Source organism: Coprobacter fastidiosus, from assembly GCF_030296935.1.
Lineage (GTDB): Bacteria > Bacteroidota > Bacteroidia > Bacteroidales > Coprobacteraceae > Coprobacter > Coprobacter fastidiosus.
In genome coordinates this window covers 2,975,705-3,000,797 of record NZ_AP028032.1, presented here as the reverse complement: position 1 = coordinate 3,000,797, position 25,093 = coordinate 2,975,705, and the positions used below count along the sequence as shown (strand labels likewise).

The following is a 25,093-nucleotide window of genomic DNA, read 5'->3' as shown; positions in this document are numbered from 1 at the left end:
ATATGAGAGATTTCAGCTAAAATAATATTCACACATTTATAACAAACCATGAAACATTTAAAAAACAGAAAAACAGAAAGTACCGGTGCATATCACCATCCGGTTCTCAGATTCGCACTGTTTCTGTTGATCGCATTTTTATCGTTCGGAACAACTTTTGCACAAAATTCAACGATAAAGGTCAATGGTACGGTTGTCGATGAAAACGGTGACGTGATCATAGGCGCCAATATATCCGTAGTCGGAGGTACAGCAAGCACCGTTACCAATATAGAAGGAAAATTCAGCATTCAGGTCAAAGAAAATTCTTTGATACGAGTTTCTTTTATCGGATATAAAGCACAAAATGTCCGTATAGACAAAAATAAAAAGGACATTAAAGTAACACTTGCCGAAGACACGAAAAAATTGGATGAAGTCGTTGTCACCGCTTTAGGAATAAGCCGGGATGCTAAATCTTTAGGATATGCCCGCCAATCTATCGACATCGGTACGACAACAGAAGTCCGGGATGCAAACTTGCTGAACATGCTGTCCGGAAAAGTATCCGGCGTGCAATTTATTTCGGCCGGCGGACCGACATCTTCAACACGTGTCGTTATTCGTGGAAATAACTCTCTTACCGGGAACAATCAGCCGCTATATGTCATAGACGGTATTCCTATTATGAACGAAATGGGAGAAGTCGATGACATGGATTACGGTAACGCCGCAAACAACATCAATCCCGATGATATCGAAAGCATCGAAGTATTGAAAGGCGCTAATGCAGCCGCCTTATATGGATCGGACGGTGCAAACGGAGTTATTCTGATCACGACAAAAAAAGCTTCTCGCAAAGCCGGACTCGGTGTTTCGTATGGGTTTAACATGATGTTCAACACATTATATCAATACCCGATGTACCAGAATGTTTACGGAAGCGGTAACTCCGGACAACTACATACGGGAATCAACACATACGATAAAAGCTGGTATGCTCCTTCATTACCCTACGGAATGGCAAACCTTACGACCGATTACTCGCAATTATGTTTCGGTATGCCGATGCTGGGATTTGATGTAATCGGACGCAACGGACAAGTAAAAAAATATGTCCCCGGAGACAATAATATCAGCGGACTCTATCAAACCGGTTATATGATGACCAACAGCGTATCGATCGATAAAGTTGCAGAAATTGCATCTATCCGTTTCTCTTATACCAATACCCACGGGAACGATATATTGGAAGGATTTAACGAACGAGACAGACACGCTTTCAACCTACGCACTACGATGAAACTAAAAAAATGGTTAAGTATCGACGTCAATACCCGTTATACGATAGACAATGTGGATAACCGCGCATTCCGTAATAATTCAAACCGAAACCCGATTTACATGCTGACCCAAGTTCCTCGTGACGTATCGTACGAAGAATTATCCGATTATAAAAATCCGGACGGTACGCCTCACTCTTTCCGAGGATTCCAAAATCCGTATTGGTCGATGCACGAAACCTCGAATGCAGATACCAAACAATGGTTCTTCGGTGATATTACATTGAATTTCGATCTTTACAAAGGATTAAGACTCAGATTACGGGGAGCAACGGATATACAGACCGGATCGGGATGGACATTCTCCAACTACAACTCTCCGTTCGATGTCGACGGACAATACGACGAATTTCAGGAAAATTCATATAACAACAACTACGAAGCCTTGTTGATGTATAACAAACGAATTAAAAAGTTCAGCATCAATGCCAATTTCGGAGGTTCGGTGCGTACGCAACAAAGCAAAAAGATCCAAGACCGGGTAAATGCACTGATGCAACCTGATGTAAAGAGCCTCGAAAACAATGCCGCTCAAATAAAAGCGACTACAGGATATAACAAAAAAACAAAAGAATCGGTATTCGCTACTGCCAGCTTCGGATATGGAGACTTTATCTATTTGGACGTAACCGGACGCAACGACTGGTCCTCCGCTTTAGGTCGCGGCAATTGGTCTTATTTTTATCCCTCCGGAAGTATCAGCTTTGTATTCAGTGAATTACTAAAAAACACAGCTATCAACAAAGTGTTATCATTCGGTAAAATCCGAGGTTCTATTGCAAAAGTGGGTAATGATACCGGATTCGACATGTTATATAGCAGTTACAGCTATAAAGGTTCTTATCTGGACATGTCTTGGTTCGAACGCGATAATCTGGAAAAAAATCCGAATATAAAGCCGGAAACGACTCGTTCATGGGAAGTCGGAGCTGACCTCCGTTTCTTCAAAAATCGTTTGAATATAGATGTTACTTATTATGATAAATCTACTTTCGACCAAATCGTACGGGCAGATGTTACTGCAGCACGTGGAGCTAATCAACTGATGTTCAATGCCGGAGAAATACGGAACTGGGGAACAGAACTCACAGTGACCGGAACACCGGTAAGAACAAAAGATTTCGAATGGACAACATCTCTTAACTGGTCGAAAAATAATTCGGAAGTCGTATCGCTCATCGACGGAGTAAGCCGTTATATGTTGACCTCATGGAACGGACTGAACGGCGTACAGGTATATGCCGAAGTCGGTAAACCTTACGGACAAATGTATGGTACCGATCCGGTAAGAAATGAGCAAGGCCAGTTCCTTGTAAATGCAGAAGGCCGTTATGCTCAAGAGGTCGATCACTATTTCGGCTCGGTATCTCCCGACTGGATCGGAGGATGGAGTAATAAATTCAGATGGAGAGACTTAGACTTCGGATTCCACTTCGACTTCAAAAAAGGCGGTAAAGTTTGGTCTTATTCGGGATATGAAGGATCTCGTAACGGACTCACGGTACAATCTTTGGACGGTCGTGAAGAATATCTTTACAGTAATCTGATTGTCGGAGAAAATACAGAAGAACGCCGGGGCTTTTTGCAACCGCAATACACAAACAAGGCCAATACCGACTACGCAGCCAACTATGTCCCATATATAGATGCATCACGTCCCAAAGGCGTATATGCTCCCAATCGGGTGTACAATGAAAGTGTAGCATTCTGGGCCGGCCAACCGTGCAATATAGCCTACGAACCGCAAAACTACTGGCAAGGAGAATCTTCCAGACAACTAAGCAGATATGTATATGACGCTTCTTACATCAAATTGCGTGAAGTAAGTATCGGATATAATCTGCCGAAAAAATTCTTGAGAAAAACCCCGTTCAAATCGGCACGTATAGCAGCAGTCGGGCGTAACCTGGCAATCATACTCCAAAATACGCCGAGAGGACTCGACCCGGAAGCTACAAGTACGACAAGCAACGGACAAGGTCTTGAAATGGGTTTTGCCCTGCCTTCGGCAAATTATGGTTTTGACCTGAAAGTATCATTCTAAACAAACACATTTATGAAAAAAACAATAATATCTATCTGTACAGCCATCGCATTGGGCACTGCGGTTTCCTGCACCGATAACTTCGAAGATATAAATATCAATCCCAATAAAATATACGAAGCGAATATGGAAAGTATCTTTCCGGGATCGGTATATAAGACAATCAATGCCATGGCAGAGCTCAATTATAACCAAATGTGCTGGTGGGCACGTTATTCCGGACATTTCGGAGGCTCTGTCGATATGAATGAAAGTACATCGGATTCTTTTTACAAAAAATTTTATGTCGAAATCATCCGTGATCTTGAATTGAGCGAACGTCAATATGACGGCATTCCGGGCTATGAAAACCGAGTCGCTATAGTCAGGACATGGAAAGCTTACATTTACTCGATCGTCGTATCTATGTACGGAGGCATGCCCTTGTCGGATGCCATGATTTTCGATCCGAACAAATTCCTCGTAAAACATGATACAGAAGAAGATATGTACCGGCAAATTCTGGATATGCTGAAAAAAGCATCCGAAAGTTTTAATCCCGATGCAAGTTCTGATGTTCTGAAAAAAGATCCGATATTCAGATCCGGCTCTGGAACAACCAGTGACATCATCAAATGGCGTAAGTTTGCCAATACTCTTCGTCTGGAAGTAGCTATGCGTGCAACCAATATTGCACCCGATCTGGCAGAACAACACGCTCGGGAATGTATGGAACATGAAGACTGGATTATTGCTTCTTTAGACGATATGGTTGCTCCGGCATGGGGTAGTGACGTTTCGAATGACGTGTCTTACTACTACAACCGTTTTTTGAAAAAAATACCGACAGAAGGATTCCGTGAAAGCGACTACCCTCGTATAAACGAATATTTTTTCATTTATTTGAGATCATATAACGATCCTCGGTTAGAAGCATTCGTAGATCCGACAGAAACACTGAATCAATATACCGTAAGCGATACAATAAGCCGTCCCAATCCATACGAACCGGGATTTAGGGATTCTATCGCCGTAACTTATCGTATTCCACACCTGCCGAGTCCCGAACGGAGCGGAATTTTACCTCGCGGGTGGGAAGTTGCAATCGATCCGAACTCACCGAACGGTACGACAAAATATGAATCGCCTTATACCGGAATATTGGCAACTCAATGGTCCTTGATAAACTACGATTTTATCAAACCGGATGCAAAGCACATTATTATGAACTGGGCAGATGCCTGTTTTCTGAAAGCAGAAGCTGCTTTACGGTACGGAATAGGATCTAAATCGGCAGAAGGTTATTATTACGAAGGAATAGAAGCCTCTTTTGCTCAATACGGATTAACAAGTGCGGTAAAAGAATATAAAGAACAAAACGGTATCAAATGGAACACGAACGGAAAAGGATTGACCGACTTCCGCTGTCTCTATCATGCAGATATTAACGGAGAAGGAGATTTTGATAATCACTTGGAACAAATTATCAAACAACGTTATATAGCCGATTATTTCAACGGATACTCGGCTTGGTGTCTCGAACGTCGTACCCGAGTATTGAAATTTCCTCCGTTTTTCTGTAACAGCACGACAGAAGGAAGTAACGGAACATACGACTTTATCCCTGAAAGATATGTGTATCCTTTGTCCGAAATAACAAATAACACTGCCGCCTATTGGAATGCCGTTTCAGACCTATTGACACAAAGTCCGTATCCGATAAACAACATACGCAAAGGAGACAACCTTCAAACTCATTTGAAAATGTCTTTGGTTAATCCTTTACTGGAAAATGCTGATGCCAACTATATGAACCGGACTATTGCCTACAGTAGCCGGCATTTACAAAAATGGTACGGCAATACAGAAGAAGAATTTATCAAAAACGTCCAAAAAATATATCCAGATGTAACCAGTAGCAAATTATTGCGCAAATATATCGGTTACAAAGCGACAGTTATCAGTACTTACGAACCTAAATAATAGACTTTGTTATGAGAACTTACATAAATCATACTTTAAAATTGGTAATGGGATTAGGGTTAATAGCCGGATTGTCCGGTTGTGACAAAGACCGAGGACCTTCGGTCGAAGATCATTTCCTGAACTATGAGATCCCGAATGTCGAACTAACGGCAGATTGCCCGGTAGGTGCATTTTATTATCAAAAGGGGAACTTGGATGACGGTAAATTAGCCCGTTTAGCCCAACCTTGGGATCAATCGAAAGGGCAACTCGGTGCAAACGTGAGACCGATATTGACAGAACAAATGAATTTCGATGTCAAAAATCCCGAATCGGTAGAACTATACCAACAACAAGTAGATTGGGCGATACAAGGTAGAATCGACTTCTTTATATTGCCGGCTATACAAATCGACCTTAAAACATTTCTGAATAGCGGAAATGTGACAATGACCGATGTTCTCGGAGGTAAAAAAGGCGCAGAATATACCGATGACGATACAGGAGAGACAATCACCGGAAATCCGGTACAATTACAGCGTGAAAACGGAAGATTGAGATATGCAATTTCCATCAACCCCAATAATATTACCAATGGATTGAGTAATAGCAAACTGATCGAAGATATGCCGGATGAAACAATCAGTACGGGAGAAAAAATGTCACGGACAGACATTATGTGTAAAGCTTTTGAACAAATAGCCGTAAATTATTTTGGAGATGACAACTACTATCATATAAACGGGAGACCTCTGGTAGTCATCTTTAATCCGCACAAAATTTATACGAAAGATTCGAAAGCTCTTTATGATAAATTGCGTACAGCAGTTCGTGAAGCTTGTGGAAAAGAAATATTTATAGTAGCACAGCAAGATGCTTGGGCGCCTACCGGACGCTTCGAGGTTTTCCATTGTACCGGCAAAGTCGATGCGATTACCACAAAGAGCATGTATGATCAGGGAAACTTTAACCGTGCTTACATGTATCCTCAAATGATCGATCAGAATTGGAAATATAACCAAGAGTTTGCTGCGTCACATTTCCAGATCGATTTTATACCGACGATCAGCCCGTCCCGTAATGCTTACATAAATATGGGTAACCAATATAACCAACCGATAGTAGATAAAAATCCCGACACCTTCCGAACGATGTGTAACGTTGCAAAAAGACATTTGGGCGGTACTCGGATCGTATTCCTCGAATCTTTCAATGATTGGGCGTACTATTCAGCAATAGAACCTACCGATCCGGAATACGGAAATGGTTATGGAATGACCTATCTCGATATATTAAGAGAACAATTTAAACTCTGATCCTAAATTAAATATCATCATTTCGAATAGTTTATTGTATTTCTTAAAATGAAAAAAACAGGAAGGTAAAATGAAATTACTTTCCTGTTTTTTTATTAATTAAAATCTTTTTCTTTTAGAGTCGGTCGCTCGAAGCATATTCGAAAGTTTCTTTCGAGAACGTTTTTCTGCCTTTACGAAAAGGATAGCGGGCTACCTGACAGATGAAATCGGGAAAATAGATTGAAAAAAACGCAAAAATGACCTGATAATATTCTCTGCATCGGAAAATGCAGATAGATTTCTATATCGCAAGATATCTTCTATAAAAATAAAATATTCTCTCAAATCCTGGCCATAACCGACAGCTCACAAAGAGAGATAAAATTCTGTATATAAAAAAGCGTGCTACCAAAGCCGAATATAAACTTTTGGTAGCACACTTTTTTAATTATTTAATTCACACAAAATCGCAATTCTCAGAATAAATATGCAACGGAAATCTGCCATTTCTTATTTTTCGTGTCAAAAGTGTCTCCATCAAAAAGAGTCCCTATCGCATTCGCCACATTTCCGTCTTTTATGTCTTCACGAGCAGAACTTGTCAAAGGAAGATTATAATTAAACCCTACTTGTAAATGTTTCACAAGAATAATACCTGCTCCGAAATTCAAACCGACATTTGCAGCTTTTCTCTTAATACTGGCTTTATCTCCTTGAACCGTACTCACTGCAATATCGGCCAAATCAGAACCAATATTATCGCTTTTCAGATTAAATGAAAAATCCGGACCTGCAGCAAGATAAATCCCGATAAGTTTAAGCAGACTATGCGACCATTTCAAATTTACCGGAATATCCAACTCATGTTGTTTATTGGTAACTCCGATGTTTGTTGTTTCATTGATAAATTTCATTTTAGTTTGAGAATAAAGCAAAGAGCCATCTACTCCTAAACCAAAAACAGGAAATTTAAATTCAATCATCGGCCCGACAAAGAAACCTGAAAGATTATCGACTTTCACGTCTTTTAACCCCTTAAAGCTTGCATCTGAGAGATTCGCTCCAATTTTCAATCCCCAATTCAATTGGGCTTGAGCTTGTGATACCATACAAAAACATACTATCACAAAAAACATTTTAATAAGATTCTTCATTGCTCAATCTTTTTTATCGATTATTATGTTTACAAAGATATAATTTTAATTAAGAACCTGTTGAAATTTTCCAATAAAGCAATCTTATCAAACATTTTCTAAGTTTTCGTTCAAGGTGTTTTTCCATTTTCATTCGCCAGATAACCCACTATCCTCCTTATAAAAATAGACAAACACCTTCAAAAGGAATTTTCAAAACAGACTCTCCCATCAAATAAGCTCCCTGCAATATCAATAAAACAATTTAAAAGAACAATCCGATTTCAACAGAAAACAGCTTTTCTATTTATTTAACAAGAATAACCATGTCAGGAATCTCAATGGCAAGCACAAATCCTTTCCATATAAGCTCCCGATTTTCCTCTTTTTATAGACATACAACTACTTACTACTAAAGACTTCCCTATCCGCTTTTTTTCAACTTTTATTATTATACTTATTATCAAACACTTGTATAAAATACAAAAAATAGGAACTTGAAAATAAAGAAAAACTATTGCGAATTCAAAAAAAACATCTTATCTTTGCACCGCAATCAAAAAAAGATGGCGAGATAGCTCAGTTGGTTAGAGCGCATGATTCATAATCATGAGGTCCCGGGATCATGCCCCGGTCTCGCTACGAAAAGCAATGAAAAAATTTTCATTGCTTTTTTTATTTTCGTCTGATATCTCTCTATCTATTCATTGACAATATAAAATATTGTACTTATCTTTACAAAAGATAAAATTCTACTAAAGCTAAAAAACGATGAAACATCTTTTAAATTTCATGGTTGTTTTAAGTACAATTATTTTAACAGCGTGTAATAATACCAATATCGAAGGATCTTGGGTAGAACTTGTTCCCGGAATGCCTGACATAAAACAGGTTTTTACTCTTAGAGCAAACGGGAATGCATCTTCTATCAATATGAAATCATTACTATATGAGAAATGGGAACATAAGAATAACCTATTAATTCTTTCTGGAAAGAGCATCGGTAACCATCAGACATTATCTTTTACCGATACTTTAACTATCGAAAAACTAACCCAAGATAGTCTGATTCTCAAAAAAGGAAAACTTATTTTAAGATATGCCAAAACAGAAGAAGCAGATACTGAAAAAATCATTCCGGCTTCAATAATCACCCCAGCTAAAAAAACGTTTCCCGTAAAAGGGCAATTAATTATTGGGCATGAAGTACGCTCCTTTACGGCAGAAGGAGATTCTTGCTCTTATTGGATTATTGACCAAACAAAAGAACTCATACAAAAATACGACGAAATAACAAAAGGCACTAAAAACGGGACTCCGGTATATGTAGAATTAGACGTAATAGATATGGGTAAAACTGATGAAGGTTTTGCCGCTGACTACGAAGGGGTTTATTCCGTAACTAAAATAAAAAAAATCACCAATTATTAATTGGATCAATACCGATATTACAAACACGGAAAGGAAAAAAACGATCTCTTTTTTTATTAACTTTACTAAAAACAATAATAACAAATAAACCGAATATCTTCTCCCAATCTCATTTGATAACTATTCTAGTCCAAACGTCCATGTTCTCCATAGTCTGTAGAACATAAATCATTGTTAGGAAATTTTCCATAAAAATCGAAATCTCAGAATTTTCGACATACAGATATTACTTTCAATCCGATACAGAAATAAATTGGGAAAGAAATACTACCTTTCACGAACAAGAGCATTTATAAGTCCATATATACAAATCCTTTATCGGGAAATTTAAACAGTTTTTTTTAATTCAATCACAACATTTTTTCAATCCGAACCGGTATAATTTATCTATCTTTACAGCATGACTTCAAAAAATATATTATTCGAGCGCTTGAACAACAAGTTGGGAATAACGACACTCAACGAAATGCAATTGGCAACTCTAAGATATAGTGAAAAAGAAAAAGATATTATTCTTATTTCACCTACCGGATCAGGCAAAACAATAGCTTTTCTTCTACCCGTTTTACAAGGATTAGATCCGCTATGTAAAGAAATACAAGCGTTAATCCTTGTCCCCTCACGGGAATTAGCAATGCAAATAAATTCGATAAGCCATTCCATTTCATCCGGATATAAAATAAATTGCTGTTATGGTGGACAACCGATAAAATCTGAAATAAAATCACTACAACAAAATCCGGCTATACTTATAGGTACTCCGGGAAGAATCTTAGATCATATCGATCACGGCAGAATAAACGTGAGTTCAGTAAAAGTACTTGTCTTAGACGAATTCGATAAATGTCTTGAATTAGGATTTCAAGAACAGATGGAAGCAATTATCAAACACATCTCCGGTATTTGTAAACGCATCCTCACATCCGCAACAGAAGGGGAAATCCCTGAGTTTACAGGATTAAAAACTCCTGAAAAGATATATTTCGAGAAAAAAGAGTCTGATAAAAGATTAAGCCTGTATTCGGTCATATCTCCCGAACCGGATAAATTAAAAAGTCTCGAAACGTTACTTCGAAACTTGTCTCCCGGTCCGGTACTTATATTCTGCAATCACAGGGAAAGTACCGAAAGGATCGGTAGTTTTTTATCAGAGCAACATATCTTTAACGAAGTTTTTCACGGCGGAATGGAACAAACCCGAAGAGAAAAAGCCCTATGTCGATTCAAAAACGGCAGTTCAAACATATTCATATCGACAGATCTGGCTTCGCGAGGACTGGATATTCCGGAAATAAAGCACGTTATACATTATCATCTACCGATTAACGAAGAAACGTTTATACACCGAAATGGTAGAACTGCCCGTATGTTTGCCGAAGGAAATGCTTACTTACTAATAAACTCCGCTGAGAATATCCCAGAATATATTCAGAAAAAACAACCAGAAAGATTTAATCTATCCGTTAATATAAACCGATTGGAATTACCACCCATGAATACCCTTTATATCGGAAAAGGGAAAAAAGAAAAATTAAATAAAGTCGACATTGTCGGTTTCTTAATACAGAAAGGAGAATTATATAAAGAAGATATAGGCATGATCGATATAAAAGATCATTATTCTTACGTCGCCATCAATAGAAAAAAAATAAACCGTACTCTTAGACTAATTCGAAAAGAAAAAATAAAAAATATGAAGTCAAAATATGAGATAGCCCGATAGACTTTACCGGGCTATCCGTATTACCGTTTTAATAAACAAATGCTACATTATCAACCCAAAATTTACTTCCTACCGAACCGATATATGCCCCTTGATCATTTGCAGAGAAACGCAGCATGACATGTGTGACTTCTTCATCAGCCTTTCCCCAGCCCAATTCTTGAATAGGAACAATTTTCCCTTTACTATTCCGAGTATAACGGGGATCATCCGAAGGTACCAATCCCATATAACTCTGATAGTCGCTTCTCTTAGTAATATCTCCATACCATACCGGGATCTGGTAATTATTTACCCAATCCTGTGTATTCCCTGATAATTTTCGATAAGCCGTACCTACACGACGAGCATAAATATTTCCATCTTCATCTTCCCACTGATGCAATAGATAAAGGCAAACTTCAGCCTTATCTCGTCCCGGGACATTCACCGCCTTACCAAATCCCGTAGCTTTTACCATCTGAGGCTCCATATGTAATTTATAGTCAAATTGTAAAGCTTTAGGTTTCTTTGTAAAAGGAATCCCCTGATCAAGTTTACTCTGAGGATTACTCGTATTTTTTATAGGTTCATCCATTCCTCCTAAGAAAATAGAGCCGGGAGCCACGACCACAATATTCACCAATCCGATTACTTTACAAGTTTCTTTCCGTATTTCAAGACGAGCACAATACCCGTTTCCTCGCTTTTCGGGAAACACGCTCGTACTGGTTTTGACAATTCCGGCAGGACTAGCCATGACACTCGATGTAGCCCAAGGAGATTGTGCATGACGCCGATAAGGCTTATTCCCTTCAATCGTCATTGTCGGAGCTATTTCATAAATATAACGAGTATGTCCACCTAATAATGCAGACTCTTTAAGTACTCTCGTTGTCCAATGATCCATATCTCCAAAAGGAATCATCTCAACCTTCTGAGCGTTACAAATCCACCCGGCAAAAATGAAATATATTCCGATCAATAAAAATACTTTTTTCATAATTCACTTTTAATCCATATCATTTAAAAACGCAAATATATCAAGAATTAAAATAACGAATTCAACATTCATATATTTTAGATTTATCTTAATAAGAATAGAACACATTTACCGTTATTTAGACCAATCGTTCGATTCGATTTCATCTGAAATCGCTGTTCCATCCATTTTAGAAACATCCTTTTTTACAAAGAAAGCGCTGACCTCATACAACATATAAATAGGAAGAAATACGACCATTAATGTAAACGGATCTCCCGAAGGGGTAATAACAGCAGCAAGCACCAATAGACCTACAACTGCATAACGACGATATTTAGAAAAAAAAGATCGCGTCAGTAATCCTATTCCTGAAAGCATCCAACACAATAACGGCAATTCAAAAACAATCCCCATAATAAAAATCATCATCAGAAAATTATTCATATAAGAGTCGAGAGAAATTTGATTGGGGACTATCTCACTAACCTGATAACCTGCTAAGAAACGTAATGTCAGCGGAAAAACAAGCAAATATCCGACTGCAACACCGATAAAGAACATCAAATTGCCTATAATAAAAGCAAACCTCGCATTCTTTTTTTCTCGTTCATACAGCCCCGGACTGACAAAACTCCACAACTGATATATAATATACGGAAAGGCAAATACAATCGCAAGCCAAAATGAAGTACTCATATGGATAAAAAACTGCGAAGCCAACTGTATATTGATTAGATTTACATGAAAATCATCTCCGCAAAAATCAGGTAATACCGACAGATATTCGCTTATAGAAGAAAGATATGTACTCAGATTACATATAGAGCGATACAAAACAAAATCAGAAAAACAAGGAGCCAAAATAATAGAATCAAAAATATCGGTCATAAAAACAAAAAAAACAACGGCCAATACAACGACTGCTCCGAGCGATCGAAATATAACGCCGCGCAATGCCTCTAAATGATCCCAAAAGCTCATTTCTTCCATAAATAACTAAAAAAGCAAATTATAAATCAGATAAGCAAAAATAAAACGGATACAAAAAAGCGAGTAAAATATTAACTCTATGCCTGCTCTCAGAAAAAGAAAAATCTTCACATAAACTATTTTTTATCAGAATTAGAGTCTGCCGCATCTGAATTAATCTGATCTTCAACATCTTTCAAACCGTCTTTAAAATTACGGACACCTTTCCCCAAACCTTTCATCAATTCCGGTATTTTCTTACCACCAAATAATAATAAAACGACTAAAGCAATAAGAACAATCTCTCCTGCACCCAAATTTAAAAACAAAAGCGTATTCATATTTATATCATTTTTTAATTTCAGCTAAAGACAAATGTATGAAATATATTTATTATATAACAGAATAGGATTAAAAAATGATTACCTTTGCATCTGTTTTTTAGATTAATAACCATCAGAAAATAAAAAATAGAAATGAAAGCATTTGTATTTCCTGGACAAGGCGCCCAATTCGTAGGAATGGGTAAAGAGTTGTATGAAACTAACTCCGAAGCTAAAGCCTTGTTTGAAAAAGCTAATGAAATTTTAGGATTCAGAATTACCGACTTGATGTTTAACGGAACTGACGAAGATCTTCGTCAAACCAAAGTTACACAGCCGGCAATTTTTTTACACTCGGTAATTCTTGCAAAAACGATGGGTAACAAATTCTGTCCCGATATGGTGGCAGGACATTCTCTTGGAGAATTTTCAGCGTTAGTATCTGCCGGAGCTTTATCTTTCGAAGACGGTGTACGTCTTGTTTCCGCTCGTGCTCAGGCTATGCAAAAAGCATGTGAAAAAACGCCTTCTACCATGGCTGCAGTATTAGCTTTGCCTGACGAAAAAGTAGAAGAAATATGTGCCTCCGTAACAGAAGGAGTCGTTGTTCCAGCTAATTACAATTGTCCTGGGCAAATCGTTATCTCAGGTGATGAGGCCGGTATCGACGCTGCATGCGAGAAAATGCTTGCTGCCGGAGCAAAACGTGCTTTAAAATTGAAAGTCGGAGGAGCTTTCCACTCTCCGATTATGGAGCCTGCTCGTGCAGAATTAGCTGAAGCTATCCATAAAACACAATTCTTTGCACCCAAATGTCCGGTTTATCAAAATGTAAATGCAAAAGCAGAAACCAATCCTGAAACAATAAAAGAAAACCTGATTGCACAATTAACAGCACCTGTACGCTGGACGCAAACAGTAATTAATATGATTGCCGACGGAGCAACAGATTTTACCGAAGTCGGACCTGGTAGCGTATTACAAGGTTTGGTAAAGAAAATAAATAAAGAAGTAACGACTCAAGGCATACAATAAAAATTACGTCATTACATCATAAAACCTCTTTTATTATCCAAGTGATAAAAAAGAGGTTTATTTTATATTTCAATATCATAAAAACTTTCTCAAAATGAAAAAAACAATACTTTTAATAATAGCTTTAATTACAGGTATTTATTCTGCAAACGCTCAATACAAAAAAGGCGATATAGAACTGGGAGGTGAAATATCCTACAAAGTAACCGACGGATTTCATCAATTTGCCATATCTCCAGAGGCAGAATTCTTTCTAAATGAGCATTGGGCTATCAATACCGGTATAAGTTTATTTGGGAATAATCATAAAACACGTTTCGGAATTTCTGCAGGAGTAAACTATTATCTACCGATAACTCAAAAATTATATTTTGCTCCCCGAGGAGGTTTCGATGTTGAATTTACTGAATCAAACTGGGCGATTTGTATAAAACCGAATTTAGTATATGAACTGACAGAGCATATAGCCATGAGCTTAGGAATCGGTTACATCGGCGTTGGTCAATTTGACGACAATAACAATACCTCATTCAGGATCGGAATATGTGATAATTTAGCATGGGGAATTGCTTATAAATTCTAAAAAGTAACAAGTCCCAAAGAGTAGCATAAAAAGACAAAAAAATGCTTTTCATGCTACTTTTTTTACACCACAAAATTTATTTACACAATCATAAAAATAATAAACAAAAAGATAATCTGTCAAATTCTATCATTTACTCTTTAATAAACTCATTAATAGAGAGACAATAATAATAATTAATCGTTTTTGTTTATTTAGCCTGAACAGCCGTTTGCTTTACAAACGGCTCTTTTTTATTTTACAGGACAATAGGGAAAGCATACCGTCATTTCTCACTGCCGAAGGGCCTGCTCTCCGGAGTGCATATCATTCATCAACATCAAACTTATATTCATTTTATCTTCGTATCCTCGGTCCGGGCAAGAAGCATCGGGAGGGGGGGATAAAAAAAGGGGAGACGATCTTTTCTCGTCTCCCCCTTCCTATCTAAAATCGGCGGCTACCTACTCTCCCACTTTTACGCAGTACCATCGGCGTGGTCAGGCTTAACTTCTCTGTTCGGTATGGGTAGAGGTGGATCCCTGACGCTATAACCACCTGAATTTCCTTTGACATGTCGATTCGTCCGTAAATCTTTTCACTAAACTGCATCCCGTATAACGCCATCGTACATAATATACCGCTCTCGCAGCGGAAAGTCTCGGGTGATTAGTATTGCTCGACTTTGACGTTACCGCCTTTACATCTGCAACCTATCTACGTCGTCGTCTGCAACGACCCTTCAGGGAAATCTCATCTTGAAGTTGGCTTCGTACTTAGATGCTTTCAGCACTTATCCTTTCCAGACTTAGATACTCAGCTATGCCCCTGGCGGAACAACTGATAAACCAGCGGTCTGTCCAACACGGTCCTCTCGTACTAGTGTCAGGTCTCCTCAAATTTCCTGCGCCCACAACAGATAGGGACCGAACTGTCTCACGACGTTCTGAACCCAGCTCGCGTGCCACTTTAATGGGCGAACAGCCCAACCCTTGGGACCTTCTCCAGCCCCAGGATGTGACGAGCCGACATCGAGGTGCCAAACCGCTCCGTCGATATGAGCTCTTGGGAGCGATCAGCCTGTTATCCCCGGAGTACCTTTTATCCTTTGAGCGATGGCCCTTCCATGCGGAACCACCGGATCACTATGCTCTAGTTTCCTACCTGATCGACTTGTCGGTCTCTCAGTCAAGCACCCTTATGCCATTACACTCTCCGGCCGGTTACCAATCGGCCTGAGGGTACCTTTAGAAGCCTCCGTTACGCTTTTGGAGGCGACCACCCCAGTCAAACTACCCACCAAACAGTGTCCCCATATCCTACGGGTTAGAACTCAAATAACCAAAGGTCCGTATTTCAAGGGTGACTCCATGAATACTGGCGTATCCACTTCTTTGTCTCCGGACTATCCTACACATCAGTTACCCAAATTCAATGTTAAGTTGCAGTAAAGGTTCACGGGGTCTTTCCGTCCCGTTGCGGGTAATCGGCATCTTCACCGATACTACAATTTCACCGAGTTCACGGTTGAGACAGTGTCCAGATCATTACACCATTCGTGCAGGTCGGAACTTACCCGACAAGGAATTTCGCTACCTTAGGACCGTTATAGTTACGGCCGCCGTTTACTGGGGCTTCAATTCAACGCTTCTCTTGCGATGACATCTCCTCTTAACCTTCCAGCACCGGGCAGGTGTCAGGCTGTATACTTCATCTTTCAATTTCGCACAGCCCTGTGTTTTTGTTAAACAGTTGCCTGGACCTATTCTCTGCGCCCTCCCACCAGGGAGGGACCCTTTGTCCCGAAGTTACAGGGTCAATTTGCCTAGTTCCTTAACCGTGAGTCGCTCGAGCGCCTTAGTATTTTCTACTCAACCACGTGTGTCCGTTTCGGGTACGGGTATGATACGCATATGTTTAGGGGATTTTCTCGGGAGCCTGATTACCTCTACTATCTGGTTGCCCGGGGGCGCCCAGTACTATCCGGTTCGACTGCCACGGCGGATTTGCCTACCATGTCATTATCTACTCCGTTCAACCTGCTATTCCGTCAGCAGGCGAGAGTGTCACTTCTCCGTCTCCTCGTCACTCCGTATCATAGTAACGGAATATTAACCGTTTCTGCCATCGGCTGCGCCGTTCGGCTGCGCCTTAGGGCCCGACTTACCCTGATCCGATTAGCGTTGATCAGGAACCCTTGGTCTTTCGGCGAGAGGGGTTCTCGCCCTCTTTATCGTTACTTATACCTACATTTGCTTTTCCATTACCTCCAGCATTCCTCAAGGAAAACCTTCTGCGGCTCATGGAATGCTCCCCTACCAATTGTTGCCAATTCCACAGCTTCGGTAAACGGCTTATGCCCGATTATTATCCACGCAGAACTCCTCGACTAGTGAGCTGTTACGCACTCTTTAAATGAATGGCTGCTTCCAAGCCAACATCCTAGCTGTCTTTGCAATTCTACTTCGTTAATTCAACTTAGCCGTTATTTCGGGACCTTAGCCGGTGGTCTGGGTTATTTCCCTCTCGGACATGGACCTTAGCACCCATGCCCTCACTCCTCTGATTCATATTTAAGCATTCGGAGTTTATCAAGACTTGATAGGCGGTGAAGCCCTCGCATCTTATCAGTCGCTCTACCTCTTAAATATATTCAGAAGGCTGCACCTAAATGCATTTCGGGGAGTACGAGCTATCTCCAAGTTTGATTAGCCTTTCACCCCTACCCACAAGTCATCCGAAAACTTTTCAACGTTTACCGGTGCGGTCCTCCAGTTAGTGTTACCTAACCTTCAACCTGCTCATGGGTAGATCACTTGGTTTCGCGTCTACTCCTGCCAACTTATACCGCCCTATTAAGACTCGCTTTCGCTTCGGCTCCTCGACTGAATCGATTAACCTGGCTGGCAAAAGTAACTCGTAGGTTCATTATGCAAAAGGCACGCCGTCACCCCACGTAGGGGCTCCGACCGCTTGTAGGCGTATGGTTTCAGGGTCTTTTTCACTCCTCTGTTCGAGGTTCTTTTCACCTTTCCTTCACAGTACTGGTTCGCTATCGGTCTCTCGGGAGTATTTAGCCTTACGGGATGGTCCCCGCTGATTCATACAGGATTTCTCGTGTCCCGCACTACTCAGGATACTGCTGTCGCTGTCGCTGGTTTCGCCTACCGGGTTATCACCGTCTTTGACCGGCCTTTCCAGACCGTTCGGCTACCTGCTTCTTTGTCTTATGCAGTCCTTCTACCCCGACTCTGCCGAAACAGAGTCGGTTTGGGCTCTTCCGCTTTCGCTCGCCACTACTGACGGAATCATTGTTATTTTCTTTTCCTGTGGGTAATGAGATGTTTCAGTTCCCCACGTTTGCTTCCCGTTATTCGGGATGACAGGTTATCCTGCCGGGTTGCCCCATTCGGAAATCTGCGGGTCACAGGATATTTGCTCCTCGCCGCAGCTTTTCGCAGCTTATCACGTCCTTCTTCGCCTCCGAGAGCCTAGGCATCCGCCATACGCCCTTCTTTACTTTCTTCGCCGTGCTCGTGAAATCTTTTCTGACGATCTCACGTGCGGTATCGTATATACCGGCGTTATACTCGTTCGTTTTTTTTATTCGATTTACTTTCGTTTCAACATGTCAATGATCTCTTCTTCGTGGAGAATAACGGATTCGAACCGTTGACCCCCTGCTTGCAAAGCAGGTGCTCTAGCCAGCTGAGCTAATCCCCCCTAACCTTCTGTCAGGTAGTCCCAGGCAGATTTGAACTGCCGACCTCTACATTATCAGTGTAGCGCTCTAACCTACTGAGCTATAGGACTGGCAAATCGCCTGCCGGAACGGTGGCTGTCTCTTATTTATTGTATCTCTTTCAATAGACCTTCGTAGTACGAGAACATAATCTCCTCTTTTAGCCCTTTTTTGCAGGTCGCTCCAGAAAGGAGGTGTTCCAGCCGCACCTTCCGGTACGGCTACCTTGTTACGACTTAGCCCCAGTCACCAGTATTACCCTAGGACGCTCCTTGCGGTTGCATACTTCAGGTACTCCCGGCTCCCATGGCTTGACGGGCGGTGTGTACAAGGCCCGGGAACGTATTCACCGCGCCATGGCTGATGCGCGATTACTAGCGAATCCAGCTTCACGGAGTCGAGTTGCAGACTCCGATCCGAACTGAGACAGGTTTTTGGGATTGGCTACGTATTGCTACGTCGCGACTCTTTGTACCTGCCATTGTAACACGTGTGTCGCCCCGGACGTAAGGGCCGTGCTGATTTGACGTCATCCCCACCTTCCTCACAGCTTGCGCTGGCAGTCCCGGTAGAGTCCTCAGCTTGACCTGTTAGTAACTACCGGTAAGGGTTGCGCTCGTTATGGCACTTAAGCCGACACCTCACGGCACGAGCTGACGACAACCATGCAGCACCTCGACAGCGACCATTGCTGGCTAATCCTTTTCGGGATTATTCCCCTGTCGTTTGAGCCCGGGTAAGGTTCCTCGCGTATCATCGAATTAAACCACATGTTCCTCCGCTTGTGCGGGCCCCCGTCAATTCCTTTGAGTTTCACCGTTGCCGGCGTACTCCCCAGGTGGAATACTTAACGCTTTCGCTGTACCGCTTACATTATATCGCAAACAGTTAGTATTCATCGTTTACGGCGTGGACTACCAGGGTATCTAATCCTGTTCGATACCCACGCTTTCGTGCTTCAGCGTCAGTTATAGCCCAGTATGCTGCCTTCGCAATCGGGGTTCTGCGTGATATCTATGCATTTCACCGCTACACCACGCATTCCGCATACCTCTTTTATACTCTAGAAAAACAGTTTCATCGGCAATTCTCCAGTTGAGCTGAAGCATTTCACCGCTGACTTATTCTTCCGCCTACGCACCCTTTAAACCCAATAAATCCGGATAACGCTCGCATCTTCCGTATTACCGCGGCTGCTGGCACGGAATTAGCCGATGCTTATTCTCCCGGTACATGCACAGCGCTACACGTAGCGCCCGTTATTCCCAGGTAAAAGGAGTTTACAACCCGTAGGGCCGTCTTCCTCCACGCGACTTGGCTGGTTCAGGCTTCCGCCCATTGACCAATATTCCTCACTGCTGCCTCCCGTAGGAGTCTGGTCCGTGTCTCAGTACCAGTGTGGGGGACCTTCCTCTCAGAACCCCTATCCATCGTTGCCTTGGTGGGCCGTGACCCCGCCAACTAGCTAATGGAACGCATGTTCATCTGTAACCGAGTCTCTTTAACATAAAATTCATGCGAATAATATGTGCTATGAGGTATTAGTCCGGATTTCTCCGGGTTATCCCTCTGTTACAGGTAGATTACATACGCGTTACTCACCCGTGCGCCGGTCGCCATCGGTATCAGCAAGCTGATACCATGTTGCCCCTCGACTTGCATGTGTTAGGCCTGTCGCTAGCGTTCATCCTGAGCCAGGATCAAACTCTTCGTTGTATGATTTCTTTTTACTTCTTTTTCACAACCTGCTGGCTCGTGACGGAGACTTTTACTCGTCTCGTACTACTTTTTTTGTCTATTGTAATTTCTTCAAGGATCGCTTGCTTTTCTCATTCAGAAACGGACTGCAAATCTAAGGGTTTCATTCTTATTCTCCAAAAAAAATCCCTCTTTTTTCTATTACTGCCCCTCTCTCCCGAAAAGCGTGTGCAAAAGTAAGAACTTTAACTCTTACCTCCAAATTTTTTTTGGCCTTTTTTTATATACCTACAATAAATATTTCTATAACTGCCTGTAAATAACTCAATTATATACAAAAACTTTTTTTTTAAATAAACACCTTCTTTTAAAACGGTAGATCATCTTCTGTCGGTTCTGGCTCAAACGGAGGAGGAGGAATCGCACCTTCCATCGGTGCGGATACGGCAACTTTATCGATTTTCCAAGCACTGACATTTGTGTACCATCGTCCGTTATACTCCCGACTTTCAATATCACAACTAACTACAACTTCTTCACCGACCGCCATCGGAAACTGATCTACCCGATCTCCAAAAAGCTGAAAACAAACTTTTCGAGGATATTGGTCTCCAGTCTCCAGTATATATTCCTGTTTTTTCCATTCTCTACCACTTGCCTGACTTACTCCGCTTTGCAAAGGCAAAATCTGAACGATGTGTCCTCTTATCTCCATATTATTGTACTAAATTTATATCATAAGGCAACAAAGATAATCATTTAGCCGTTAATATAAACGAAGAAATATAAGAATAAATCAAAACCTTATATAGTAAAAATGATAATTTGCCCCCCTTTTTTACAAAAAATAAATATAAATCACAAGTATAAAGCAGGAAGTTAGGGAATTCGATTTATATTTGCACCTTATTAAATTAGTTAGCAATATTAAAGATTAAATGGAAGACCAAAAAATTTTATTACAAAAAATAGTAGAAGGAATTCAAGAAAAAAAAGGAAAGAAAATCATAACAGCAGATCTTTCTGCCATAGATTCAGCTTCGGCAGAATATTTTATCATTTGCGAAGGTGGATCAACAATGCAGGTTTCTGCTATTGCAGACAACATTCGTGAATATACTCAACAAGAAACAGGAATTAAACCGTTCGGATATGATGGATATCAAAATTCACAATGGATCGTTTTGGATTACGGAAATATTTATGTTCACGTTTTTCTTCCTGAATATCGGGAATATTATAAATTAGAACAATTATGGAGTGATGCCAAATTGACAGCACTGCCTGATGTGGAATAGTTATTGTTGTTTTTATAAAACAATATTCATTACTTATTATTACTGTATGGAGAATAAATCAAAACCTCAAGGTCCTAACAATAAAAAGCCTAAAATGATCCGATTCAATTTATATTGGATGTATTCATTAATTGCTTTTGTATTGATAGGCCTTTATTATATGAATGACGGTTCGAACTCAAAAGAAGTAACTTGGTCTGAGTTTGAAAAAATTGCCCGTGATAACGGAATAAAGCAAATTGTCGTTTACACGAATAAAGACTATTTAGAAGCCTATATCAAAGATAGTACAGCACAAAATGTTTTTAAGACTACAGCCGATAAGATAGGTAAAAATCCTAAAATATATACGAATATTCCATCGGCAGATGCTTTTGACAAAAATGTAGAGACATGGCGAAAAGAAAATGGTTTCAATGCTGCTGTCAAGTATGACAAAAGCAGTGATTTTTCGGATATGTTTTTCTCATTTTTGCCGATTATCTTATTATTTGCATTTTGGTTTTTCATGATGCGAAGAATGTCCGGTCAAAGCGGAGGAAGCGGAGGAGTATTCAATGTTGGGAAAGCGAAAGCACAACTTTTCGACAAAGAAGGTCCGGTGCAGGTATCTTTTAAAGATGTGGCAGGATTGTCTGAAGCTAAGCAAGAGGTCGAAGAAATTGTTGAATTTTTAAAGAATCCGGGACGTTATACTGATCTTGGAGGTAAAATTCCTAAAGGGGCTTTACTCGTAGGACCTCCGGGAACAGGAAAAACTTTACTTGCCAAAGCGGTAGCGGGAGAAGCTAATGTGCCGTTCTTTTCTCTCTCAGGATCAGATTTCGTCGAAATGTTCGTCGGAGTCGGTGCTTCTCGTGTAAGAGATTTGTTCCGTCAAGCCAAGGAGAAAGCTCCTTGTATTGTTTTCATTGACGAAATTGATGCTGTCGGGCGTGCTCGAGGGAAAAATCCGAATATGGGTTCGAATGACGAGAGAGAAAATACATTGAACCAGTTATTGACAGAAATGGACGGTTTCGGTTCTAATAGCGGAGTTATTATCTTGGCTGCAACAAACCGTGCTGATATTCTGGATAAAGCATTGTTGCGTGCCGGAAGATTTGACCGCCAAATATATGTGGAATTACCCGACCTAAACGATAGGAAAGAAATCTTCCGGGTTCATTTACGGAATGTGAAAATAGATGATTCGGTTGATGTCGATTTATTAGCTCGACAAACTCCCGGATTTTCCGGTGCAGATATTGCCAATGTCTGCAACGAAGCAGCTCTCATCGCCGCACGTAAAGGGAAAAACTCCGTTCAGAAACAAGATTTTATGGACGCTGTAGATCGTATTGTCGGAGGGCTTGAAAAACGGACAAAAATAACAACGGCAGAAGAAAAAAGGTCTATTGCAATCCACGAGGCCGGACACGCATCTCTAAGCTGGTTTTTACAATATGCCAACCCGCTGGTCAAAGTAACAATCGTACCTCGAGGTAAAGCTTTAGGTGCAGCATGGTATCTACCGGAAGAACGTCAGATCACGACAAAAGAACAGATGCTGGATGAGATGTGTGCAACATTAGGCGGACGAGCCGCGGAAGAGCTCTTTATCGGACGTATTTCTACCGGTGCTGCAAATGATTTGGAACGGGTGACCAAACAAGCCTATGCTATTGTCGCATATTTTGGAATGAGTGCAGAATTACCGAATCTTTCTTATTATGATTCTACCGGACAAGAGTATGGCTTTACCAAACCTTACAGTGAAGAAACCGCCCGTATGATAGACAAGGAAGTAAGTCGTATTGTGAATGAACAATATGAACGCGCTAAATCTATATTGTCAGAGAAAGCAGAAGGACACCAGCAACTTACACAGGTTTTACTTGAACGTGAAGTTATCTACACAGAAGATGTAGAAAGAATTTTCGGAAAGCGACAATGGACTTCTCGTTCGGATGAAATTTTAAATGAAAACGAAGCTAAGAAATCTCAATCAGAGCCTGACAAACCAAATAGTGAACAGACGGACGATGAGCTTTTGACGAAGAAAGAGCAAATGCCGCCTATAAATGAAACAAAAAACAATGCTGAAATTCCTGAAAAAGCATAATCAGTAGTAACTATTATAAGAGTTGCTGTATTTATTACAGCAACTCTATTTCTTTATATAAACACATAGAACGACAAAATAGACAAAATAAACAAAACATACTATGAACAAATTAGTAATCAACAATTTCGAAGAATTCGAACAATATGTAGGTAAAGAATTGGGAGTATCGGATTATATGCAAATCACCCAAGAACAAATCAACAAATTTGCAGATGCGACTTTCGATCATCAGTGGATACATGTAGATGTAGAAAAAGCTAAAGCGGAAAGTCCTTATAAATCAACTATTTCACATGGATATTTAAACTTATCGATACTGCCTTACCTTTGGAATCAAATTATAGAGGTAAACAATGTAAAGATGCTTGTAAATTACGGTATTGAGAAACTACGTTTCAATCAAGCTGTATTAGTCGGAAACGAGGTGCGATTAAGAGCAAAACTACTGTCTTTAGTCAATTTGAGAGGGATAGCAAAAGCTGAAATAAAAGTGTCTTTGGAAATTAAAGATTGTAAAAAAACGGCATTAGATGCAACAGTAATTTTTCTATATCATTTTATGTAATCTTATATTGAAAAGTACTTTATATTACCTAAAACCTTAATTACGAATTTATTTATTAAAACTTATTTGTTTTGAAAAATCTAATTATCAGAGCTATTACAGGTATATTGTTTATCGGTATTATTATCGGTGCTATATTATACAGCAAATATACACTATTGGCATTGTTGCTTGTTATCACAACATTGACACTTACCGAGTTTTACAGGTTAATAGAGGGAAGCAATTCACCAAAGATCACTTTATTTGTCAATATATTGGGAGGAAACTATTTAACCCTATCACTTTATTTATATGCAAGCGATATATTGCCTGCTTTTTCTAAAGGAATTGTTTTTATTCCCTATTTGATCTACTTTCTTTGTTGTTTTATCATTCAACTATATATGAAAGATAAAGACCCGATAACTCGATGGTCTCATTCTTTTATGGGACAAGTTTACATTGCTCTTCCTATAGGATTATTGAGCTTTCTGGCTTTTGAACCTTCCTCAACTTTTTTATTTTATAATCCATGGCTGCTTTTATCATTTTTTGCTTTTATATGGATCAATGATACAGGAGCTTTTCTTGTCGGATCGGCAATCGGAAAAAAACGATTATTCGAACGCATTTCACCTAAAAAATCATGGGAAGGTTTTTGGGGCGGCATTGCATTCAATTTAGTATTAGCATACATCTTATCGACACAATTCAACGTTCTAAGTCAACTTGAATGGTATGGATTAGCCATAACCGTTTCGATATTCGCAACATTAGGAGATTTATGTGAATCTCTTTTAAAAAGGACTTTACAAATTAAAGATTCCGGCTCTATCTTACCGGGACACGGAGGAATGCTCGATCGGTTTGACAGTGTATTATTGGCAGCACCGGCAGCAGTAATCTATCTCTTTTTATGTCATCAATTCTATTAATTAAAAAGATAAACAAAA

16 protein-coding genes, 3 tRNA genes and 3 rRNA genes are annotated in these 25,093 nt (G+C 40.1%); 12 read left to right on the top strand and 10 right to left on the bottom strand.

From position 1 onward, the window contains the following. Window positions 1–48 precede the first annotated feature (48 nt). The 3 genes from QUE35_RS11860 to QUE35_RS11850 are packed head-to-tail and all read left to right on the top strand — an operon-like array spanning window position 49 to window position 6,626. Entirely contained in the window at window positions 49–3,366 is a 3,318-nt protein-coding gene (locus QUE35_RS11860; RefSeq protein WP_022600561.1) for a SusC/RagA family TonB-linked outer membrane protein, read from the top strand. Window positions 3,367–3,378: 12 nt separating this feature from the next. After that, entirely contained in the window at window positions 3,379–5,328 is a 1,950-nt protein-coding gene (locus QUE35_RS11855) for a SusD/RagB family nutrient-binding outer membrane lipoprotein (protein ID WP_022600560.1), read from the top strand. Between the two features lie 11 nt (window positions 5,329–5,339). Next, complete coding sequence (locus QUE35_RS11850) at window positions 5,340–6,626, top strand: glycoside hydrolase family 99-like domain-containing protein (RefSeq protein ID WP_022600559.1); 1,287 nt, start codon at window positions 5,340–5,342, stop codon at window positions 6,624–6,626. Window positions 6,627–7,084: 458 nt separating this feature from the next. Here the strand turns inward: QUE35_RS11850 and QUE35_RS11845 are convergent, their stop codons facing one another. Further along, window positions 7,085–7,762, bottom strand: coding sequence for a porin family protein (locus QUE35_RS11845; RefSeq protein ID WP_009317883.1), 678 nt, complete (start codon window positions 7,760–7,762; stop codon window positions 7,085–7,087). 547 nt (window positions 7,763–8,309) lie between these two features. Here QUE35_RS11845 and QUE35_RS11840 point away from each other — a divergent pair. From QUE35_RS11840 to QUE35_RS11830, 3 genes are all read left to right on the top strand, one after another. Beyond that, window positions 8,310–8,383: transfer RNA gene (locus QUE35_RS11840), tRNA-Met, on the top strand. A gap of 129 nt (window positions 8,384–8,512) precedes the next feature. Beyond that, window positions 8,513–9,172 (top strand): lipocalin-like domain-containing protein, encoded by a 660-nt coding sequence (locus QUE35_RS11835; RefSeq protein ID WP_022600558.1) that lies wholly within the window; start codon window positions 8,513–8,515, stop codon window positions 9,170–9,172. Window positions 9,173–9,572: 400 nt separating this feature from the next. Further along, on the top strand, window positions 9,573–10,895 hold the full coding sequence (locus QUE35_RS11830; protein WP_022600557.1) for a DEAD/DEAH box helicase: 1,323 nt from the start codon (window positions 9,573–9,575) through the stop codon (window positions 10,893–10,895). A gap of 28 nt (window positions 10,896–10,923) precedes the next feature. Here the strand turns inward: QUE35_RS11830 and QUE35_RS11825 are convergent, their stop codons facing one another. The 3 genes from QUE35_RS11825 to QUE35_RS11815 all read right to left on the bottom strand — a co-directional run bounded on the left by QUE35_RS11825 (window position 10,924) and on the right by QUE35_RS11815 (window position 13,169). Then, on the bottom strand, window positions 10,924–11,877 hold the full coding sequence (locus tag QUE35_RS11825) for a PCMD domain-containing protein (protein ID WP_009317897.1): 954 nt from the start codon (window positions 11,875–11,877) through the stop codon (window positions 10,924–10,926). Window positions 11,878–11,991: 114 nt separating this feature from the next. Next, entirely contained in the window at window positions 11,992–12,849 is an 858-nt protein-coding gene (tatC, locus tag QUE35_RS11820; RefSeq protein ID WP_022389679.1) for a twin-arginine translocase subunit TatC, read from the bottom strand. 116 nt (window positions 12,850–12,965) lie between these two features. After that, window positions 12,966–13,169 carry a Sec-independent protein translocase subunit TatA/TatB gene (locus QUE35_RS11815; RefSeq protein ID WP_009317901.1) on the bottom strand — a complete coding sequence of 68 codons (204 nt, stop codon included), beginning with the start codon at window positions 13,167–13,169 and terminating at the stop codon, window positions 12,966–12,968. 135 nt (window positions 13,170–13,304) lie between these two features. On the opposite strand from QUE35_RS11815, the gene fabD reads away from it, so the two are divergent. Together fabD and QUE35_RS11805 are read left to right on the top strand one after the other, a co-directional pair. Further along, a complete protein-coding gene (fabD, locus tag QUE35_RS11810) occupies window positions 13,305–14,186 on the top strand; it encodes an ACP S-malonyltransferase (protein WP_009317903.1) in 882 nt (293 codons plus the stop codon). A 94-nt stretch (window positions 14,187–14,280) separates the two neighbouring features. Then, window positions 14,281–14,769 (top strand): hypothetical protein, encoded by a 489-nt coding sequence (locus QUE35_RS11805; RefSeq protein ID WP_009317905.1) that lies wholly within the window; start codon window positions 14,281–14,283, stop codon window positions 14,767–14,769. A 430-nt stretch (window positions 14,770–15,199) separates the two neighbouring features. Here the strand turns inward: QUE35_RS11805 and rrf are convergent. The 6 genes from rrf to QUE35_RS11775 form a co-directional block, all read right to left on the bottom strand. Further along, window positions 15,200–15,310 (bottom strand): 5S ribosomal RNA (rrf, locus tag QUE35_RS11800). 88 nt (window positions 15,311–15,398) lie between these two features. After that, window positions 15,399–18,274 (bottom strand): 23S ribosomal RNA (locus QUE35_RS11795). A 123-nt stretch (window positions 18,275–18,397) separates the two neighbouring features. Further along, a tRNA-Ala gene (locus QUE35_RS11790) sits at window positions 18,398–18,471 on the bottom strand. Window positions 18,472–18,487: 16 nt separating this feature from the next. Next, window positions 18,488–18,561, bottom strand: a tRNA-Ile gene (locus QUE35_RS11785). A 116-nt stretch (window positions 18,562–18,677) separates the two neighbouring features. Beyond that, a 16S ribosomal RNA gene (locus tag QUE35_RS11780) occupies window positions 18,678–20,206 on the bottom strand. Together the 16S, 23S and 5S rRNA genes with 2 tRNA genes alongside form the textbook arrangement of a ribosomal RNA operon. A gap of 349 nt (window positions 20,207–20,555) precedes the next feature. Then, a complete protein-coding gene (locus tag QUE35_RS11775; RefSeq protein WP_009319639.1) occupies window positions 20,556–20,903 on the bottom strand; it encodes a DUF3127 domain-containing protein in 348 nt (115 codons plus the stop codon). A gap of 223 nt (window positions 20,904–21,126) precedes the next feature. On the opposite strand from QUE35_RS11775, the gene rsfS reads away from it, so the two are divergent. From rsfS to QUE35_RS11755, 4 genes are all read left to right on the top strand, one after another. Beyond that, window positions 21,127–21,486, top strand: a complete 360-nt coding sequence (rsfS, locus tag QUE35_RS11770) for a ribosome silencing factor (protein WP_009319640.1) — start codon at window positions 21,127–21,129, stop codon at window positions 21,484–21,486. Window positions 21,487–21,532: 46 nt separating this feature from the next. Then, window positions 21,533–23,590 carry an ATP-dependent zinc metalloprotease FtsH gene (gene ftsH, locus QUE35_RS11765; protein WP_022389926.1) on the top strand — a complete coding sequence of 686 codons (2,058 nt, stop codon included), beginning with the start codon at window positions 21,533–21,535 and terminating at the stop codon, window positions 23,588–23,590. 103 nt (window positions 23,591–23,693) lie between these two features. Further along, window positions 23,694–24,158: a MaoC family dehydratase gene (locus QUE35_RS11760; RefSeq protein WP_009319642.1), complete on the top strand. Its 465-nt coding sequence runs from the start codon at window positions 23,694–23,696 to the stop codon at window positions 24,156–24,158. 71 nt (window positions 24,159–24,229) lie between these two features. Further along, on the top strand, window positions 24,230–25,075 hold the full coding sequence (locus tag QUE35_RS11755; protein WP_009319643.1) for a phosphatidate cytidylyltransferase: 846 nt from the start codon (window positions 24,230–24,232) through the stop codon (window positions 25,073–25,075). Window positions 25,076–25,093 lie beyond the last annotated feature (18 nt).

Coding starts and splice junctions, on each gene's coding strand:
- QUE35_RS11860 (WP_022600561.1), top strand. CDS start 49: ATGAAACATTTAAAAAACAGAAAAACAGAAAGTACCGGTGCATATCAC.
- QUE35_RS11855 (WP_022600560.1), top strand. CDS start 3,379: ATGAAAAAAACAATAATATCTATCTGTACAGCCATCGCATTGGGCACT.
- QUE35_RS11850 (WP_022600559.1), top strand. CDS start 5,340: ATGAGAACTTACATAAATCATACTTTAAAATTGGTAATGGGATTAGGG.
- QUE35_RS11845 (WP_009317883.1), bottom strand. CDS start 7,762: ATGAAGAATCTTATTAAAATGTTTTTTGTGATAGTATGTTTTTGTATG.
- QUE35_RS11835 (WP_022600558.1), top strand. CDS start 8,513: ATGAAACATCTTTTAAATTTCATGGTTGTTTTAAGTACAATTATTTTA.
- QUE35_RS11830 (WP_022600557.1), top strand. CDS start 9,573: ATGACTTCAAAAAATATATTATTCGAGCGCTTGAACAACAAGTTGGGA.
- QUE35_RS11825 (WP_009317897.1), bottom strand. CDS start 11,877: ATGAAAAAAGTATTTTTATTGATCGGAATATATTTCATTTTTGCCGGG.
- tatC (WP_022389679.1), bottom strand. CDS start 12,849: ATGGAAGAAATGAGCTTTTGGGATCATTTAGAGGCATTGCGCGGCGTT.
- QUE35_RS11815 (WP_009317901.1), bottom strand. CDS start 13,169: ATGAATACGCTTTTGTTTTTAAATTTGGGTGCAGGAGAGATTGTTCTT.
- fabD (WP_009317903.1), top strand. CDS start 13,305: ATGAAAGCATTTGTATTTCCTGGACAAGGCGCCCAATTCGTAGGAATG.
- QUE35_RS11805 (WP_009317905.1), top strand. CDS start 14,281: ATGAAAAAAACAATACTTTTAATAATAGCTTTAATTACAGGTATTTAT.
- QUE35_RS11775 (WP_009319639.1), bottom strand. CDS start 20,903: ATGGAGATAAGAGGACACATCGTTCAGATTTTGCCTTTGCAAAGCGGA.
- rsfS (WP_009319640.1), top strand. CDS start 21,127: ATGGAAGACCAAAAAATTTTATTACAAAAAATAGTAGAAGGAATTCAA.
- ftsH (WP_022389926.1), top strand. CDS start 21,533: ATGGAGAATAAATCAAAACCTCAAGGTCCTAACAATAAAAAGCCTAAA.
- QUE35_RS11760 (WP_009319642.1), top strand. CDS start 23,694: ATGAACAAATTAGTAATCAACAATTTCGAAGAATTCGAACAATATGTA.